Genomic DNA, 15,848 nt, shown 5'->3' with positions numbered 1-15,848 from the left:
TCCAACAGAAAAACATGGCGCCATGATGACCAGGGTGCGTTAAGACAACCTTAAGAAATTAAGGATTGCCTTAACTTTACATCTTAACCTAAAGCCTGAACGGCTTGCTCCAGCGCGTCACGCAGCAGATGCCGGTCATGGCGATAGCGGATATCGCTGGCTTCCAGCGGGACCTGAATCACAACCCGGTCAGACACCTCAGACACGTCGACCATGGGCCCGACGACGACGGCATCAATCACCGGTTTACCCACGTAATGTTCCATCAGCTCAAGCTTGTCTCTCAGCGACAGGCTGGCCGCTGCCGGACTCAGTTCACGCCCCAGGTTGCCGATATAGACCATTGGGGCAGGGGTTCTGCGCAGGGCTTGCGCCATTTCAGCGAGCAATAAAATCGGCATCAGGCTGGTATAAAAACTGCCAGGACCAATCAGGATAAGGTCGGCCTCGGCGATGGCATGTACCGCTTCGCGGGTGGACGGTACCGACGGCGTGAGCAGCAGTTCTTTCGGCGGCAGTTTGAGCTGGTCGATATTAACTTCGCCATAGATTTCATGGCCTTCGTCGTCGATAGCCATTAGGTCCACCGGCACTTCCGACATTGGGATCAGCGAGGCGTCCACCTTCAACAGATTTCTGATCAGGTTGATAGCCTCCAGCGGCCGCACGCTCAGGTGGTCCAGCGACTTTAACATCAGATTTCCGAGGTTATGCCCGGATAACTCGCCGTTACCGCTAAAACGGTACTCGAACATCGCCGAGGCCACGCTCGGTTCGGTGATCAGCTGGTTCAGGCAGTTGCGCATATCTCCCCAGGCAATCCCGCCTTCGGAGCGCCGAATCCGGCCAGTAGACCCGCCGTTATCGGTGGTGGTGACGATACCTGTCAGGCGCGAACCCAGCGAGGAGAGAGAGGACATCACTCGCCCCAGACCGTGCCCGCCGCCAAGGGCGACCACACGATCGAGATCCGCAAAAGTACGATTGCGCATAGAATTCCTTAGAAGAGTCGGTCGTGGCTACCTTAGCGTAACTACCCCTAAAAGACGATGGGCGGATCCCGTCAAAATGACCCATATCAATGCAAAACCCCCATTTATGCGTATTCTGTAGCGAAAGTGCACGATTGGGACGCTATGTATAAGATTATATAGCGTAAGTCGGAAATGGCGAAAGCGTCATTTCCGCGCTACTATCTGCATAACCCGCTTCTGTGTAATCAGAAGCTACACTCTAGCCTTAACGCCTAAGTCCTGTGGATAGGGGGTTCTGGCCGTGACGATGTCACCAGGGTGCAGGAAGAAATGACTGTGCCTCCCGTATTTGGAAAGGTGTATGGCCCCACAACTTACCGATGCTTTCGCACGCAAGTTTTACTATTTGCGCCTGTCGATAACCGATGTTTGCAACTTCCGTTGCACCTACTGCCTGCCTGACGGTTACAAACCGAGCGGCGTCAATAACAACGGCTTTCTCTCCGTCGCTGAAGTGCGCCGCGTGACCCGGGCGTTTTCCGCCATGGGCACCGAAAAAGTGCGCCTGACCGGCGGCGAGCCTTCGCTGCGCCGCGACTTCACCGACATCATCTCGACCGTGCGTGAAAACGACGCTATTCGCCAGATCGCGGTGACCACCAACGGCTACCGTCTGGCGCGCGATGCGCAAAGCTGGCGCGACGCCGGATTAACCCACGTCAACGTCAGCGTCGACAGCCTCGACGCCCGCCAGTTTCAGGCCATCACCGGGCAGGATAAATTCCAGCAGGTGATGGACGGTATCGACGCCGCCTTTGCGGCGGGATTCGCCAAAGTGAAGGTCAACACCGTGCTGATGCGCGATGTGAACCATCACCAGCTCGATACCTTCCTTGAGTGGATTAAACCGCGTCCGATTCAGCTACGTTTTATCGAGTTGATGGAAACAGGCGAGGGCAGCGACCTGTTCCGTAAGCACCATATTTCCGGCATGGTTCTGCGCGATGAACTGCTCAAACGTGGCTGGATCCACCAGATTCGTCAACGCAGCGACGGCCCGGCGCAGGTCTTCTGCCACCCCGATTATGCCGGGGAGATTGGCCTCATCATGCCGTATGAAAAAGACTTCTGCGCCAGCTGCAACCGCCTGCGCGTCTCCTCGACCGGAAAACTGCATCTGTGCCTGTTTGGCGAAGGTGGTGTCGATCTGCGTGATTTACTCGCCGACGATGCGCAGCAGCCTGAACTGGAAGCGCGCATTTCCGCGGCGCTGGCGCAGAAAAAACAGACCCATTTCCTGCATCAGGGCCAGACCGGCATTACTCAGAATCTTTCGTATATCGGTGGCTGAGCCGTTTCAAAATAAGGAGATTGAGAATGAGTCAGGTTAGTGCTGAATTTATCCCGACCCGCATCGCAATTCTTACCGTGTCCAGTCGGCGCGGTGAAGAGGACGACACGTCCGGCCACTATCTGCGCGACAGCGCCCACGATGCAGGCCACCACATTGTCGATAAAGCCATTGTGAAAGAGAACCGCTACGCCATTCGCGCCCAGGTTTCTGCCTGGATCGCCAGCGACGACGTGCAGGTGGTGCTGATCAATGGCGGGACCGGCTTTACCGACGGTGACCAGGTGCCCGAAGCCCTGCTGCCGCTGTTTGACCGTGAAGTCGAAGGCTTTGGCGAAGTGTTCCGCATGCTGTCGTTCGAAGAAATCGGCACTTCAACGCTGCAATCCCGCGCGGTGGCCGGTGTGGCGAACAATACATTGATTTTCGCCATGCCGGGCTCGACCAAAGCGTGCCGCACCGCATGGGAAAATATCATCGCGCCGCAGCTCGATGCGCGTACCCGCCCGTGTAATTTCCACCCTCATTTGAAGAAATAAACCATGTCGCAACTGACGCACATTAACGCCGCCGGTGAAGCCCATATGGTGGATGTCTCCGCCAAAGCGGAAACGGTGCGCGAAGCCCGCGCCGAAGCCTTTGTTACCATGCTCCCGGAAACGCTGGCGATGATTATCGACGGCAGCCATCACAAAGGTGATGTGTTTGCCACCGCCCGCATCGCCGGGATCCAGGCTGCAAAACGCACCTGGGATTTGATCCCGCTCTGCCATCCCCTGATGCTCAGCAAAGTGGAAGTTAATTTACAGGCGCAGCCCGAGCATAACCGGGTGCGCATTGAGTCGCTGTGCCGTCTGACCGGGAAAACCGGGGTTGAAATGGAAGCCCTGACCGCCGCGTCGGTCGCTGCGCTGACCATCTACGACATGTGCAAAGCGGTACAGAAGGATATGGTGATTGGCCCGCTGCGCCTGTTGGCGAAAAGCGGCGGCAAATCCGGAGATTTCAGGGCAGACACGCATGATTAATATTCTCTTTTTTGCTCAGGTGCGCGAGCTGGTGGGCACCGACCGCCTGACGCTGGACACTGACGCCACTACCGTAGAACAACTGCGACAGCAGCTGGCCGCGCAGGATTCGCGCTGGGCGCTGGCGCTGGAAGAGGGCAAGCTGTTGACCGCGGTCAATCAGACCTTAGTCAGCCCCGACCATCCCATTGTGGCAGGTGATGAAGTGGCGTTTTTCCCGCCGGTGACAGGGGGCTAATCATGAGCGACACGCTTATCCGTGTGGAAAATGCCCGTTTTAACGTTGGCACCGAATACGCCTGGCTCGCCGAACGCGACGAAGACGGCGCGGTGGTGACCTTTACCGGCAAAGTCCGCAATCATAATCTGGGCGATAGCGTCAAGGCGTTGACCCTGGAGCACTATCCCGGCATGACCGAAAAAGCGCTGGCGGAAATCGTGGCAGAAGCGCGTGACCGCTGGCCGTTAGGGCGAGTGAGCGTGGTTCACCGCATCGGTGAAATGTGGCCTGGCGAGGAAATCGTCTTTGTCGGGGTCACCAGCGTGCATCGCGGCAGCGCATTTGCCGCCGGGGAGTTCATCATGGATTACCTGAAAACCCGCGCCCCGTTCTGGAAACGCGAAGCCACGCCGGAAGGCGACCGCTGGGTCGAGTCCCGCGACAGCGACCACGAAGCGGCAAAGCGCTGGTAAAACGCGTTTATTGACGATGAGTGTATTGCGCTTGTGGTACGCTTACTAAACACACACCTTTATTTGAGGGTTTCATCATGGACCGATACTCGCGTCCCAATTCAATTGTTCAGGCACGTTCTGGACTGCAGACCTACATGGCACAGGTCTATGGCTGGATGACCTGTGGACTGCTGCTCACGGCGTTTGTGGCATGGTTTGCTGCCAACACCCCGGCAGTGATGATGTTCGTCTTCTCCAGTAAAATTACCTTCTTTGGCCTGATCATCGCCCAGCTGGCGCTGGTGTTCGTGCTGTCAGGTATGGTGCAGCGACTGAGTGCAGGGATGGCGACCACCCTGTTTATGCTCTATTCGGCGCTAACCGGGTTGACGCTTTCCAGTATTTTCATCGCCTATACCTACAGCTCCATTGCCAGCACCTTTATCGTGACGGCGGGGATGTTTGGCGCGATGAGCCTGTACGGCTACACCACCAAGCGCGACCTGACCGGCATGGGTAAAATGCTGTTTATGGCGCTGATTGGTATTCTGCTGGCATCACTGGTTAACATCTGGCTGAAGAGCACGCCGCTGATGTGGGCCGTGACCTATATCGGCGTGGTGGTGTTTGTCGGCCTGACGGCCTATGACACCCAGAAGCTGAAGGCGATTGGTGAGCAAATCGATACCCGCGACAGCAGCAACCTGCGCAAATATGCCATTCTCGGTGCGCTGACGCTGTACCTTGATTTCATCAACCTGTTCCTGATGCTGCTGCGCATCATGGGCAACCGCCGCTAGACTGTTAAACGCCCTCTCCCAATGGGGAGAGGGCCGGGGTGAGGGGATAACTACTCTGCCATCGCCCTCTGATTTTTCGCCTTCATTTTCTTCGCCCGACTCTCCAGCACCAAATAGCCTACCGTGGCCAGCGCCAGCGGAATAAAGAAATAGAGCATACGATATGCCAGCAGCGCCGCGATGATGGTGCCCTGTGACGCATGTTCCCCTGCCAGCAATGCGATAAACACCGCTTCAAGAACGCCAATGCCCGCCGGAATATGCACGATGACCCCGGCGATACTGCTCACCAGCAGTACCCCCAACACGAAGAAATAATTCACCTGTTGGCTGAGCAGCAGCCAGATAATCGCCCCCATCGCCATCCAGTTGGCGCTGGAAATCAGCATTTGCAGCAGCGCGAATCGCCATGACGGCAGCACCAGTTTCTGCCCTTTGATGGTCAGATGGCGGCGTTTAGCGAAGGCGCAGGCCCACAGGTAAAGGGCAATCAGCAACAGCAGACAGCCGCCAATAATCCGCAGGGTCGTGTCACTGATGTACCAGTGCGCGGGCAGGTCGACCACGCCAATACTGAAAATGACCCCGCCGAGGAGAATATAACCGAGCCAGTTGGTCGTTATGCTCAGGGAGAAAATGCGGGTAATGGTGCCGCCCGGCAGGCCGAGTCGTGAATAGAGGCGATAGCGCATCCCAATGCCGCCTACCCACGTGCTCAGCGTCAGATTAAACGCATAGCAGATACACGACACCAGCATGACCTGCCGCTTCGCCAGTTTATGTCCGCAGTAGGCGCGGCCGAGCAAATCGTAACAGCCGTACAGTAAATAGCTGACGACAACCAGCCCCACGGCGCTGAGCAGGGCGGTGCGGTTGTAATCGCGGATGACCTTCCACACTTCCTGCCAGTCGACCTTCTGCGCATAAATAACCAGCAGCACCGCGACGGCAATGAAGAACAGCCAGGTGAGGATTTTTTTCGCCTTATGCCAGCGTGGGTGAGGGTGGCTCATCAGGGCTTAACCCCCGTATTTTCGGCATCGATGCGATCCTGGGTTTCCAGCGTGGTTTGCACCGGCGGGTCAACCTGGGCCAGCTTCGGCGTGTGGGCAGGCAGCCAGCCCACCATCGCCGGGAAGTGGCGCAGGAAGTGAAACGCCAGCACGCTTTTACCCAGATTCCACCAGCTGCGTTTTGGCACCATAGCGCTGTCTACCCGCAGACAATCCTGTTGAATCAGGGCATTCAAATTGTCGCGCAGGGACTGATTAAACGTGCGGTCGTGAATAATAAGATTGGCTTCCAGATTGAGCGACAGGCTTAGCGGGTCGAGATTACTGGAACCCACCGTCGCCCAGTGATCGTCCATCAGCGCAACTTTGCCGTGCAGCGGGCGGCGTTTGTATTCAAAAATCTGTACCCCACCTTTGAGTAAATACCGATACAGCAGGCGCGCACCGACTTTAACAATCGGCATGTCCGGCTCGCCCTGGACCACCAGTTTAACCCGCACCCCACGCCGGGCGGCATTGCGCATCGCGTGCAACAGACGGTAGCCCGGGAAAAAATAGGCGTTGGCGATGATCACTTCATGGCGGGCGTTAGCCAGCATTTTCAGGTAGTGACGTTCAATATCATCCCGATGCTCATGGTTGTCGCGCCAGACAAACAGCGTCTGTGCCTCGCCGGGAGCACGGTTTTCTTCCGCGCGATGGCGGCGTCGCCAGAAGTGTCTGGCCTCAGCATGACCGGGTAAGTTATCCAGCTCGAACTGTAGAATATCCTGTACGACCGGGCCTTCGACGCGCACGGCGTAATCCTGTTTGGCCTCCGGACCGTAGTCCGACATATGCTCGGCGGAGTAATTAATCCCGCCCACGAACGCCACTGCGGCGTCGATCACCACAATTTTGCGGTGCATTCGGCGGAACAGATTGGTGCGCAGCCCAAACAGGCGAGGGCGCGGATCGTAATAGCGGAACACCACGCCTGCCGCCGTCAGTTCGCCAACGAAACGATCGCTCAGGTCAGGCGAACCGTAGCCGTCGAGCAACACTTCAATACTCACTCCGCGCCGGGCGGCAGTGAGCAACGCCTCGTGCAGTTGCCAACCGACACTGTCCTCGAACCAGATAAAGGTTTCGAGAATGATTTTACTTTCTGCTTTCGCAATGGCGCTGAAAACAGCCGGATAATACTGGTCGCCGTTTTCCAGCAGCTGAATTTGATTACCTTCACGCCAACCGCATTTCATAAATGGATCTCCGCGCTCAACGGTGCATGGTCAGAGAGATGTCGCCACTCCCGAAGCGGCAGCGCCGTCGGGCTGCTGGCGTGCGCATTTTTGACATAGATTCTGTCGAGGCGCAGCAGCGGGAAGCGAACCGGGAAGGTGCGAACCGGGCGGCCTGAGGCAAGGGTGAAAACTTCCTCCAGCCCGGCCTGACGGTTTAACGGCAGGTTAGCCTGCTGCCGCCAGTCGTTGAAATCCCCGGCCACCACCACCGGCTCGTTGTCCGGCAGGCTGTTCACCCAGTCGCTCAACATGGTTAACTGCGCCTGACGATGGGCTTCACGCAGCCCCAGATGCACGCAGATTACATGAACCGGCGTTGACAACTCGGGGGGAAGAATACGGCAGTACAGCAGGCCACGCTTTTCACTTTCACCGACGGAAATGTCCCGATTTTCATAATGTTCGATCGGGAAACGTGACAGCACCGCATTGCCGTGATGGCCCTCGGGATAGACCGCGTTACGCCCGTAGGCGTAGTCACTCCACAGGGTATCGGCAAGAAATTCATAATGGCTGGTGTTCGGCCAGTTTTCGACCCGAAGAGACAAAGCATCATGCGCGCCCAGCACTTCCTGCAGGCACACAATATCGGCGCCAACGGCTCGCACCGCGTCGCGAAGCTCGGGCAAAATAAAGCGGCGATTGAACGCGGTAAAGCCTTTGTGTGTGTTGATAGTCAGAATCTTTAATGAAAAATGTGGCGACGGTTTAGTCATATTTCCCCTGTCCGCTTCTCTGTCCTGAATGAAATAGTGTAGTAGCCGTCACAAAAAGGTGCGGTGTTACGGAATTTTCCGTAAAGTCCGGTACTCTCAGTTACAGTTGAAAATGCTTCAGGAGAGAAGACATGAAGTGGCAACAACGAATTCGTGTCGCAACCGGGCTAAGCTGCTGGCAGATTATTTTGCATTTGCTGGTGGTTGCAGTTCTGGTGATGGGCTGGATGAGCCGGACGCTGGTGCAGGTGGGGCTAGGGCTCTGCGTGCTTTATGTGGTCACGGTGGTGCTGATGCTGGCCCTGCAACGCCACCACGAAGAGCGCTGGCGTGACATCGGCGATTTTCTCGAAGAGTTAACCACCACCTGGTACTTCGGTGCGGCGGTGATTGTTCTCTGGCTGCTGTCTCGCGTGCTGCACAACAATGTGCTGCTGGCGCTGGCAGGCGTCGTTATCCTTGCCGGGCCCGCCTTGCTGTCGGTGCTTATCAAAGAGAAAAAGCGCGTTCCAAAAAAATTCAGATGGCATTGAGTCGGCAACAAGGACTACGCCACGTTACGCCGAAACATCGCGTACGCCACTGAGCCGGTCGTGGTCGCTATTACCAGTAGCGGCCACAGGCTTTGCCAGACGATATCGAAGCTGGCGTCCTTCAGGTAAATCTGCTTAGTAATATCCGTAAAGTGTCTGATCGGGTTAATCCACGTCACATTCTGTAGCCACACTGGCATATTCTCCACGGGCGATACATACCCCGACAGCAAAATCGCGGGCATCATAAACACAAATACCCCGATAAACGCCTGCTGCTGTGTCTCGCACAGGGAAGAGATCAGCAAACCAAATCCTACCAGCGACAATCCGTACACCAGCATCGTGAAGTAAAACAGCAACAACGAACCGGCAAATGGAATGTCATAGGCAAATATCCCGACCGCCAGCACGATAGTGGCCTGGAAAGTGGCAACAATCAGCGCCGGAACCGCTTTGCCGACGAAAATCTGCCAGGTCGCCAGCGGCGACACCAGCAGTTGATCGAGGGTGCCCTGTTCGCGTTCGCGGGCGACCGACAGCGAGGTGACAATCATCACCCCGATGGTGGTGATCATCGCAATCAGTGACGGCACCACAAACCATTTGTAATCCAGGTTCGGGTTATACCAGTTGCGCACCACCAGCTCGCTGTTATTCGGTTTCGGTTTGCCGTCGAGCAACTCCTGCTGGTAATCCTCCACGATGCGCTGCACATAGTTGGCGGCAATCTGCGCGCTATTAGAGTTACGTCCGTCGAGCAACAGCTGCATCGGCGCGGTCTGCCCGCTATCAATATTGCGCGAGAAATCCGTCGGGAAGCGCACCAGCAGCAGCGCCTTTTGCGTGTCGATGGTGGGCTGGATCTCCTGCGGACTGTGCAACAGCAGCACGTGGGTAAAGGCTTTAGCGCGGGCGAAACGCTGGGTGAGCTCAACCGCGTGCTTGCCGCTGTCCTCGCTGTAAATTGCGATGGTGGCGTTGGTCACTTCGAGGGTGGCGGCGAACGGGAACAGCAGCACCTGAATCAGTACCGGCATAATCAGGATTGCGCGGGTCTGCGGCTCGCGCAGCAGCGACTGCAGCTCTTTTCGAATCAGCGTCCATAAGCGATGAAACATGCCCTCTCCTTAGTCCAGCCGACGTTTGGTTTTCAGCCACGTCAGGCCGATAAACATCACCGCCGAGGCAATCAAAAACAGAGTGTTGATAATCAACACCACCGGAATGTTGCCTGCCAAAAACAGGCTTTGCAGGGTGCTGACAAAATAGCGGGCCGGGATAACGTAGGTCACCACCCGAATGGCCGCGGGCATACTGTCTATCTGGAAAATAAACCCGGACAGCATAATGGACGGCAGAAACGCGGCGTTGAGCGCCACCTGGGCGGCGTTAAACTGGTTGCGGGTGATGGTTGATATCAGCAGCCCCATCCCCAGGGTGCTGAGCAAAAACAGGCTGGTAATCACAAACAGCACCAGCAGCGACCCGCGGAAGGGCACGCCCATGATGAATACCGACACCAGCATACACAGCCCCATCGCCAGCATCCCAAGGAAGTAATACGGAATCAGCTTGCACAGCAGCAGTTCGGCGCGGGTGACTTCCGTCGACAGCAGCGCCTCCATGGTGCCGCGCTCCCATTCACGGGCGACCACCAGTGAGGTCAGAATCGCACCGATCACCGTCATAATAATGGTTATCGCCCCCGGGATAATGAAGTGCTGGCTGATCGCCGCCGGGTTAAACCAGTAGCGCATCTGCACGTCAATCAGCGGTTCAAAGGATTCGCCCCGGTCTTCGGCACGTTGCATCTGCCAGATTTGCCAGATGCCCTGCACGTATCCCTGCACAAAGTTGGCGGTATTCGGTTCGCTGCCGTCGGTGATGACCTGTAGCGGCGCGGTGTCGCCCGGCCGGGCCATCTGCGCGGCGAAGTTCACCGGGATAACCACCAGGCCACGAATGCGCCCGGCCTGCATCTTCTGGATTAAATTCTGGCGATTGTCGCTAATGGTCGCGTCGATATACGGTGAGCCGGTCATGGCGTGGGCGAAATCCAGCGCCTCTTCGCTTTGCTGCTCCAGCAAAATACCGACCCGGAGCTTGCTGGAGTCGAGGTTAATCCCGTAGCCGAAGATGAAGAGCAGCAGCAGCGGGATCACTACTGCGATAAGCCAGCTGCTGGGGTCACGGATGATTTGCCGCGTTTCCTTCACGCACAGGGCGCGGACCCGCCGCCACGACAGAACGCTACCGGACATCGTGATGCTCCTTATCCCAGTCGTTAATCAGGGTGATGAACGCCTGTTCCATGGTCGGATCGGCGGTCTCATCATCCGCGGCCTGCGCTTTGAGGTCATCCGGTGTACCGCTGGCGATCAGCTTGCCGCGATACACCAGCCCGATGCGGTCACAATATTCTGCCTCATCCATAAAGTGGGTGGTCACCATCACGGTAACGCCTTTTTCCACCATGCTGTTGATGTGTAGCCAGAATTCACGGCGGGTGATCGGGTCGACGCCGGAGGTTGGTTCGTCGAGAAACAGAATGTCCGGCTCGTGCATCAGCGAGCAGGCCAGCGCCAGACGCTGCTTATAGCCGAGGGGCAAATCATCGGTAGCATGGTCGGCGATGCTTTTCAGGCCGAAGGCCTCGCTCATCCGTTCAATTTTCTCTGCCTGCGCTTTGCCGCGCAGGCCATACACTCCGGAGAAGAAACGCAGGTTTTGCACCACCGTCAGATTGCCGTACAACGAGAACTTCTGCGCCATATAGCCCAAATGCTGACGGGCCTTACCGGAGCTGACTTTGAGATCCATATCCAGCACCAGCGCTTTGCCGGAGGTGGGCACCAGCAGGCCGCACATCATTTTAAAGGTGGTGGACTTGCCCGCGCCGTTCGGGCCGAGCAGGCCAAAAATCTCACCGCGCTTGACGGCAAAGTTCACATGGTCGGTCGCGGCGAAATCGCCAAACTTCTTGGTCAGCTCTTTGGCTTCAATCACCGTTTCGCCCGGTTTGCCGTCAACGGTGTGCAGAATCGCCGCCAGTGGGGATTCAGAGGTGCCCGCGCCGCCGAGCAAATCAATAAACGCATCTTCAAAACGCGGGGCGGTTTCGTCGATGATGACTTCCGGCATCCCGTCCGCGTGACGAATCGTGTCTGCGGTGGCGTCCTTGGTGAGGATCAGGCGTACCGACCGCCCCTGGATCATACCGTCGCTGACCTGGGGCAGCTTCAGCGCCCGTTGCAGCAATTTACGGTTATTCTCCGCCGGGCTGCTCATCAGGAAACTGCGTCCGCGCATGGTGTCGGTCAGCGCCTTCGGCTCGCCCTGATACAACAGCTCGCCCTCGTTCATCAGCAGCACATCCCGGCACTGTTCCGCCTCATCGAGATAGGAAGTGCTCCACAGGATCAGCATCCCATCCCCCGCCAGTTCGTGAACCATTTGCCACAGTTCGCGGCGTGAGATCGGGTCCACGCCAACCCCGGGTTCATCAAGCAACAGCACTTTGGGTTCGCCGACCAGGGTACAGGCCAGGCCCAGCTTTTGTTTCATGCCGCCGGAGAGTTTTCCCGCCAGCCGCCCGGTGAATGGACCAAGTGAGGTAAATTCCAGCAGACGGGCAAAGGTTTTTTCCCGCACCTCACCGGTGACGCTGCGCAAATCGGCGTACAGCGTCAGGTTTTCCATCACCGTCAAATCTTCATACAGTCCGAACTTCTGTGGCATATAGCCGAGCACCGCATGTAGGGCGCTGTTGTCATTGATCGGGTCATAGCCAATCACGCTGACCTGGCCTTCATCAGGCTTCAACAGCCCGGCGAGCATGCGCATCAGGGTCGTTTTTCCCGCGCCGTCCGGACCAACCAGCCCGGTGACATAACCGGGCTGAATGGTGCAATCCAGCCGGGCGACCGCAGGCTTATCCATGCCAGCAAAGCGTTTGATAAGCCCGTCGAGCTTAATCCCCGCTTCACTCATGCGTGTCTCCTTGCGGGAAAGTGACCGTGACCGGCATCCCCTGACGCAGCGCGTCGTCGGCATCGGTGACGATAATGCGCAGGCGATACACCAGGTCGGTACGCAGGTCCGGGGTTTCCACTGTTTTCGGCGTGAATTCGGCGGTCGGCGACACGAAGCCAATTTTGCCGTGATACGGTTTATCCGGGCGGCCATCGGTATACAGCAGCAGCTCACGACCCGGCTGGGCCTGATTCAGATGGCTTTCATCCACGTAGGCGCGGACCCACACCGGGCGAGTCAGCGACAGCGTCAGCACGGTGCTGCCTGCGTTCAACATACTGCCTGGCTCCACGGCACGGGTGAGAATGGTGCCATCGGAAGGGGCAATAAGCGTGGTGTCCTGCAAATCCAATTGGGACTGCGCGAGTTGAGCCTGAGCCTGCTCGAGGCTGGCTTTGGCCTGGGCGATTTCCTGCGGACGGTTACCGGCATGGTACTGACTGAGCTTGTCCTGGGCCGACTTCAGCGTGGCCTGCGCCTGATCCCGCGAGGAACGGGCGTTTTCTAAATCGTTGGCAGAAATGGTGCGGCTTTTCCACAGCCCCAGTTGGCGCTGATAAAAGTTCTGCGCATAGTCATAGGCCGCCTTCGCCTGGCGCACCGCGGCTTCGGTCTGAGCAATTTCCTCATCGCGATAACCCGCCAGCAGCAGATCGTATTTGGCCTGCGCGGCGGCGACGTTGGCCTCGGCCTGCATCAACGCATTTTGGTATGGGGCATGGTCGATTTCACCCAGCGTTTGGCCTTTTTTCACCGCATCGCCTTCATCGACCTGTAATGCCTGCAAACGGCCGCCGACGCGGAAACTCATATTCACCGTGCGAATATCGACGTTGCCGTACAGCGTCAGGCCAGCGTCCTTTCGACTCTGATACCAGATTGCTCCTCCGGCAATCGCGGCAACAATTATCAAAACCACCAAAATAATGGCGATGGGTTTCTTCATGACGTCAACTCCCTGGAGATAGTCCGTTCAGCAAGAGATCGATATGGCAGGTAATCACCTGAAAAATACGTTCCGTTTTTTCTGCATCAAACTGCGTCCAGCCGGTGCGCAGCAGGATGGTTTCGCGTCCCAGACGGAAGGCGAGGATCTCCCCGAGCAGGGCGTGGGTATGCAGAATGGTATCGGTATCCGTCGCATCACGCCCGGTATAGGCCGCGACCAGTTGCGTCAGATGCCCGTGCAGGGGGGAAATAACCTGATCGTGAATCAGTTGATAGGCCGGGGAGGGCGAAAGTTGCTCCCGCGAGATAAACTTACTCAGGTTGACCGTTTCATCCTGGGTCAACAATAGGATCATATTTTTGCTGGCCTGTAGAATCAGCGTGCGAATGGCGGCTTTATCCGGCGCGGGCTGGCTGAGTAATTGCTCAGCAGCGTCGGCATGGGGGCGGAAGTTCACCCCGATAAAATCGGCAATCCACTGGGCGCAGGCGAGATACAAATCCTCTTTCGATCCGAAATAATAGGGGATTGCAGCAATATTTTGCCCGGCGAGGCTGGCGATATCGCGGGTGGTCGCATGCAGGCCATATTCGCCAAACTGCGCAATTGCCGCGGCAATCAGCTGGTTCTTGGCCTGTTCGCCCTTGCTGGTGATCGGCGTGGTATTCATCGCGCCTCTAAAATTAATCAATCGATTGATTAAGATTATGACTGAATTTTAACCTTGTCCACCCGGGCCGATAAATAATTTCGTAGAAAAAGAGATGAGGGATATTTTATGCGGTGTGTCACAAAAACTGCTACACTCCGCCCCTTGCTGACATTATCGTTTTTGTCTTGTCGTATACCCACTATCACCCTGAAAACGATACCTGTCATGGTCGGGGCGGTTCGGAGTTGTTATGTCTTTTGAAACCCTTGGCCTGAATGCCGAGATCCTGCGTGCTGTCGAAGAGCAGGGTTATCGCCAGCCGACCCCTATCCAGCAACAAGCTATTCCTGCCGTCCTGCAAGGCCGCGACCTGATGGCCAGCGCGCAGACCGGTACCGGCAAAACCGCAGGCTTCACCCTGCCGCTGCTGCAACTGCTGTCGCAGACTGAACCGCATGCCAAAGGCCGTCGTCCAGTGCGGGCGCTGATCCTCACCCCGACCCGCGAACTGGCGGCTCAGGTGGGCGAAAACGTGCGTGAGTACAGCCAATATCTGAATCTTCGTTCGATGGTCGTTTTCGGCGGCGTGAGCATTAACCCGCAGATGATGAAACTGCGCGGCGGTGTTGACGTGCTGGTCGCGACCCCGGGTCGTTTGCTTGACCTGGAACACCAGCGTGCCGTGAGCCTCGATAAAGTCGAAATTCTGGTGCTGGACGAAGCCGACCGTATGCTGGACATGGGCTTTATCCACGACATTCGTCGCGTGCTGGCGAAGCTGCCTGCTAAGCGTCAGAACCTGCTGTTCTCCGCCACCTTCTCTGATGAAATCAAATCGCTGGCCTCCAAGCTGCTGCACAACCCGCTGGAAGTGGAAGTGGCACGCCGCAACACCGCCTCCGAGCAGATCACCCAGCACGTGCATTTCGTTGATAAGAAGCGCAAGCGGGAACTGCTGTCCCAGATGATTGGCGAAGGCGACTGGAAACAGGTGCTGGTCTTCACCCGTACCAAACACGGGGCTAACCACCTGGCCGAACAGCTGAATAAAGACGGCATTCGCAGCGCCGCTATCCACGGGAACAAGAGTCAAGGGGCCCGTACTCGCGCCCTGGCAGACTTCAAATCCGGTGACCTGCGTGTGCTGGTGGCGACCGATATCGCCGCGCGCGGCCTGGATATCGAAGAACTGCCGCACGTGGTGAACTACGAGTTGCCGAACGTGCCGGAAGATTACGTTCACCGTATCGGCCGTACCGGTCGTGCAGCGGCCACCGGTGAAGCGCTGTCGCTGGTCTGCGTCGATGAGCACAAATTACTGCGCGACATCGAACGCCTGCTGAAGAAAGAGATCCCTCGTATTGCCCTCCCAGGCTATGAGGTGGACCCAAGCATTCAGGCCGAGCCTATCATCAATGGTCGTCAGGGCCGTGGCGGTGGCGGTGGTCGTGGTCAGAGCCAACCGCGTCGCAGCGACAAACCTGCGGGCAATGGTCAGGCGCGCCGCAGCGATAAGCCCGCAGCCGGTAACGGTCAGTCTCGCCGCAGCGAAGGTGAACAGCCACGCCGCGCCGCCGATGGTGCCGCCGCCCGTCGTCGTCGTCCGCGCAAGCCTGCTGCCGCGCAGTAAGCTTCACGAGCAGTAATTTACGAGAATGGCCGCAAACGCGGCCATTTTTTTGGTTCATCGCGCCTTACCGGGGAACGCTGCTTTTATCTTCATAAAAAAGTAGTCGTTATCCCGGTACCCGTATGCCATTCGTTTTATCACTTTGATCCTGTTGTTCATTCCCTCAAGTACGCTGGTATTCAGACGATGCGTGGCACTCGCGATTATGC

Annotated in this window: 18 protein-coding genes and 1 riboswitch; of the genes, 8 read left to right on the top strand and 10 right to left on the bottom strand. The window is 57.1% G+C overall.

Annotation, left to right across the window (positions count from 1 at the left end; all coding sequences use genetic code 11):
• Positions 1 to 83: 83 nt before the first annotated feature.
• On the bottom strand, positions 84 to 992 hold the full coding sequence (yvcK, locus tag ACG0Z5_RS07235; RefSeq protein WP_394446322.1) for a uridine diphosphate-N-acetylglucosamine-binding protein YvcK: 909 nt from the start codon (positions 990 to 992) through the stop codon (positions 84 to 86).
• Positions 993 to 1,217: 225 nt separating this feature from the next.
• A riboswitch (molybdenum cofactor riboswitch) is annotated at positions 1,218 to 1,350 on the top strand.
• Here yvcK and moaA point away from each other — a divergent pair.
• The 6 genes from moaA to ACG0Z5_RS07205 all read left to right on the top strand — a co-directional run bounded on the left by moaA (position 1,336) and on the right by ACG0Z5_RS07205 (position 4,828).
• Positions 1,336 to 2,325 (top strand): GTP 3',8-cyclase MoaA, encoded by a 990-nt coding sequence (gene moaA, locus ACG0Z5_RS07230; protein ID WP_394446321.1) that lies wholly within the window; start codon positions 1,336 to 1,338, stop codon positions 2,323 to 2,325. Its footprint overlaps the riboswitch before it by 15 nt.
• 26 nt (positions 2,326 to 2,351) lie before the next feature.
• Positions 2,352 to 2,864: a molybdenum cofactor biosynthesis protein B gene (gene moaB, locus ACG0Z5_RS07225; RefSeq protein ID WP_319629404.1), complete on the top strand. Its 513-nt coding sequence runs from the start codon at positions 2,352 to 2,354 to the stop codon at positions 2,862 to 2,864.
• Positions 2,865 to 2,867: 3 nt separating this feature from the next.
• Complete coding sequence (moaC, locus tag ACG0Z5_RS07220; protein WP_394446320.1) at positions 2,868 to 3,353, top strand: cyclic pyranopterin monophosphate synthase MoaC; 486 nt, start codon at positions 2,868 to 2,870, stop codon at positions 3,351 to 3,353.
• Complete coding sequence (gene moaD, locus ACG0Z5_RS07215; RefSeq protein WP_394446319.1) at positions 3,346 to 3,591, top strand: molybdopterin synthase sulfur carrier subunit; 246 nt, start codon at positions 3,346 to 3,348, stop codon at positions 3,589 to 3,591. The genes moaC and moaD overlap by 8 nt, the downstream gene beginning before the upstream one ends.
• Before the next feature lie 2 nt (positions 3,592 to 3,593).
• Entirely contained in the window at positions 3,594 to 4,046 is a 453-nt protein-coding gene (moaE, locus tag ACG0Z5_RS07210; protein WP_394446318.1) for a molybdopterin synthase catalytic subunit MoaE, read from the top strand.
• A 77-nt stretch (positions 4,047 to 4,123) separates the two neighbouring features.
• The gene (locus ACG0Z5_RS07205) at positions 4,124 to 4,828 is read left to right on the top strand and encodes a Bax inhibitor-1 family protein (protein WP_319629400.1); all 705 of its coding nucleotides are present in this window, start codon (positions 4,124 to 4,126) and stop codon (positions 4,826 to 4,828) included.
• A gap of 50 nt (positions 4,829 to 4,878) precedes the next feature.
• Here the strand turns inward: ACG0Z5_RS07205 and ACG0Z5_RS07200 are convergent, their stop codons facing one another.
• From ACG0Z5_RS07200 to ACG0Z5_RS07190, 3 genes are read right to left on the bottom strand one after another with little or no spacing between them, the layout of a single operon-like run.
• Entirely contained in the window at positions 4,879 to 5,841 is a 963-nt protein-coding gene (locus ACG0Z5_RS07200; RefSeq protein WP_394446317.1) for a lysylphosphatidylglycerol synthase domain-containing protein, read from the bottom strand.
• Positions 5,841 to 7,082 carry a cardiolipin synthase ClsB gene (gene clsB / locus ACG0Z5_RS07195; RefSeq protein ID WP_394446316.1) on the bottom strand — a complete coding sequence of 414 codons (1,242 nt, stop codon included), beginning with the start codon at positions 7,080 to 7,082 and terminating at the stop codon, positions 5,841 to 5,843. The genes ACG0Z5_RS07200 and clsB overlap by 1 nt, the downstream gene beginning before the upstream one ends.
• Positions 7,079 to 7,840, bottom strand: coding sequence for an endonuclease/exonuclease/phosphatase family protein (locus ACG0Z5_RS07190; RefSeq protein ID WP_394446315.1), 762 nt, complete (start codon positions 7,838 to 7,840; stop codon positions 7,079 to 7,081). Before ACG0Z5_RS07190 ends, clsB begins: the two co-directional genes overlap by 4 nt.
• A gap of 131 nt (positions 7,841 to 7,971) precedes the next feature.
• Here ACG0Z5_RS07190 and ACG0Z5_RS07185 point away from each other — a divergent pair, with 131 nt between their 5' ends.
• Complete coding sequence (locus ACG0Z5_RS07185; RefSeq protein ID WP_394446314.1) at positions 7,972 to 8,373, top strand: YbhQ family protein; 402 nt, start codon at positions 7,972 to 7,974, stop codon at positions 8,371 to 8,373.
• Between the two features lie 14 nt (positions 8,374 to 8,387).
• Here ACG0Z5_RS07185 and ACG0Z5_RS07180 read toward each other — a convergent pair whose 3' ends face one another.
• From ACG0Z5_RS07180 to cecR, 5 genes are read right to left on the bottom strand one after another with little or no spacing between them, the layout of a single operon-like run.
• Positions 8,388 to 9,494: an ABC transporter permease gene (locus ACG0Z5_RS07180; protein WP_394446313.1), complete on the bottom strand. Its 1,107-nt coding sequence runs from the start codon at positions 9,492 to 9,494 to the stop codon at positions 8,388 to 8,390.
• A gap of 9 nt (positions 9,495 to 9,503) precedes the next feature.
• Positions 9,504 to 10,637, bottom strand: a complete 1,134-nt coding sequence (locus ACG0Z5_RS07175) for an ABC transporter permease (protein ID WP_394446312.1) — start codon at positions 10,635 to 10,637, stop codon at positions 9,504 to 9,506.
• Entirely contained in the window at positions 10,627 to 12,366 is a 1,740-nt protein-coding gene (locus tag ACG0Z5_RS07170; RefSeq protein ID WP_394446311.1) for an ATP-binding cassette domain-containing protein, read from the bottom strand. Before ACG0Z5_RS07170 ends, ACG0Z5_RS07175 begins: the two co-directional genes overlap by 11 nt.
• Complete coding sequence (gene hlyD / locus ACG0Z5_RS07165) at positions 12,359 to 13,354, bottom strand: secretion protein HlyD (RefSeq protein WP_394446310.1); 996 nt, start codon at positions 13,352 to 13,354, stop codon at positions 12,359 to 12,361. The genes ACG0Z5_RS07170 and hlyD overlap by 8 nt, the downstream gene beginning before the upstream one ends.
• A gap of 4 nt (positions 13,355 to 13,358) precedes the next feature.
• Entirely contained in the window at positions 13,359 to 14,027 is a 669-nt protein-coding gene (cecR, locus tag ACG0Z5_RS07160) for a transcriptional regulator CecR (RefSeq protein ID WP_394446309.1), read from the bottom strand.
• A 232-nt stretch (positions 14,028 to 14,259) separates the two neighbouring features.
• Between cecR and rhlE the strand changes: the two genes are divergently transcribed.
• Positions 14,260 to 15,639, top strand: coding sequence for an ATP-dependent RNA helicase RhlE (gene rhlE, locus ACG0Z5_RS07155; RefSeq protein ID WP_394446308.1), 1,380 nt, complete (start codon positions 14,260 to 14,262; stop codon positions 15,637 to 15,639).
• Positions 15,640 to 15,693: 54 nt separating this feature from the next.
• Here rhlE and ACG0Z5_RS07150 read toward each other — a convergent pair.
• Positions 15,694 to 15,848: transposase (locus tag ACG0Z5_RS07150; RefSeq protein ID WP_394446431.1), on the bottom strand; the 155-nt coding region annotated here is incomplete at its 5' end.

Origin of the sequence: Scandinavium sp. M-37, assembly GCF_043558715.1 — a bacterium.
Taxonomy (GTDB): Bacteria; Pseudomonadota; Gammaproteobacteria; order Enterobacterales; family Enterobacteriaceae; genus Scandinavium; species Scandinavium vulneris_A.
The sequence above is the reverse complement of the archived record's forward strand: the minus strand, read 5'-3'. Positions and strand labels throughout refer to the sequence as shown.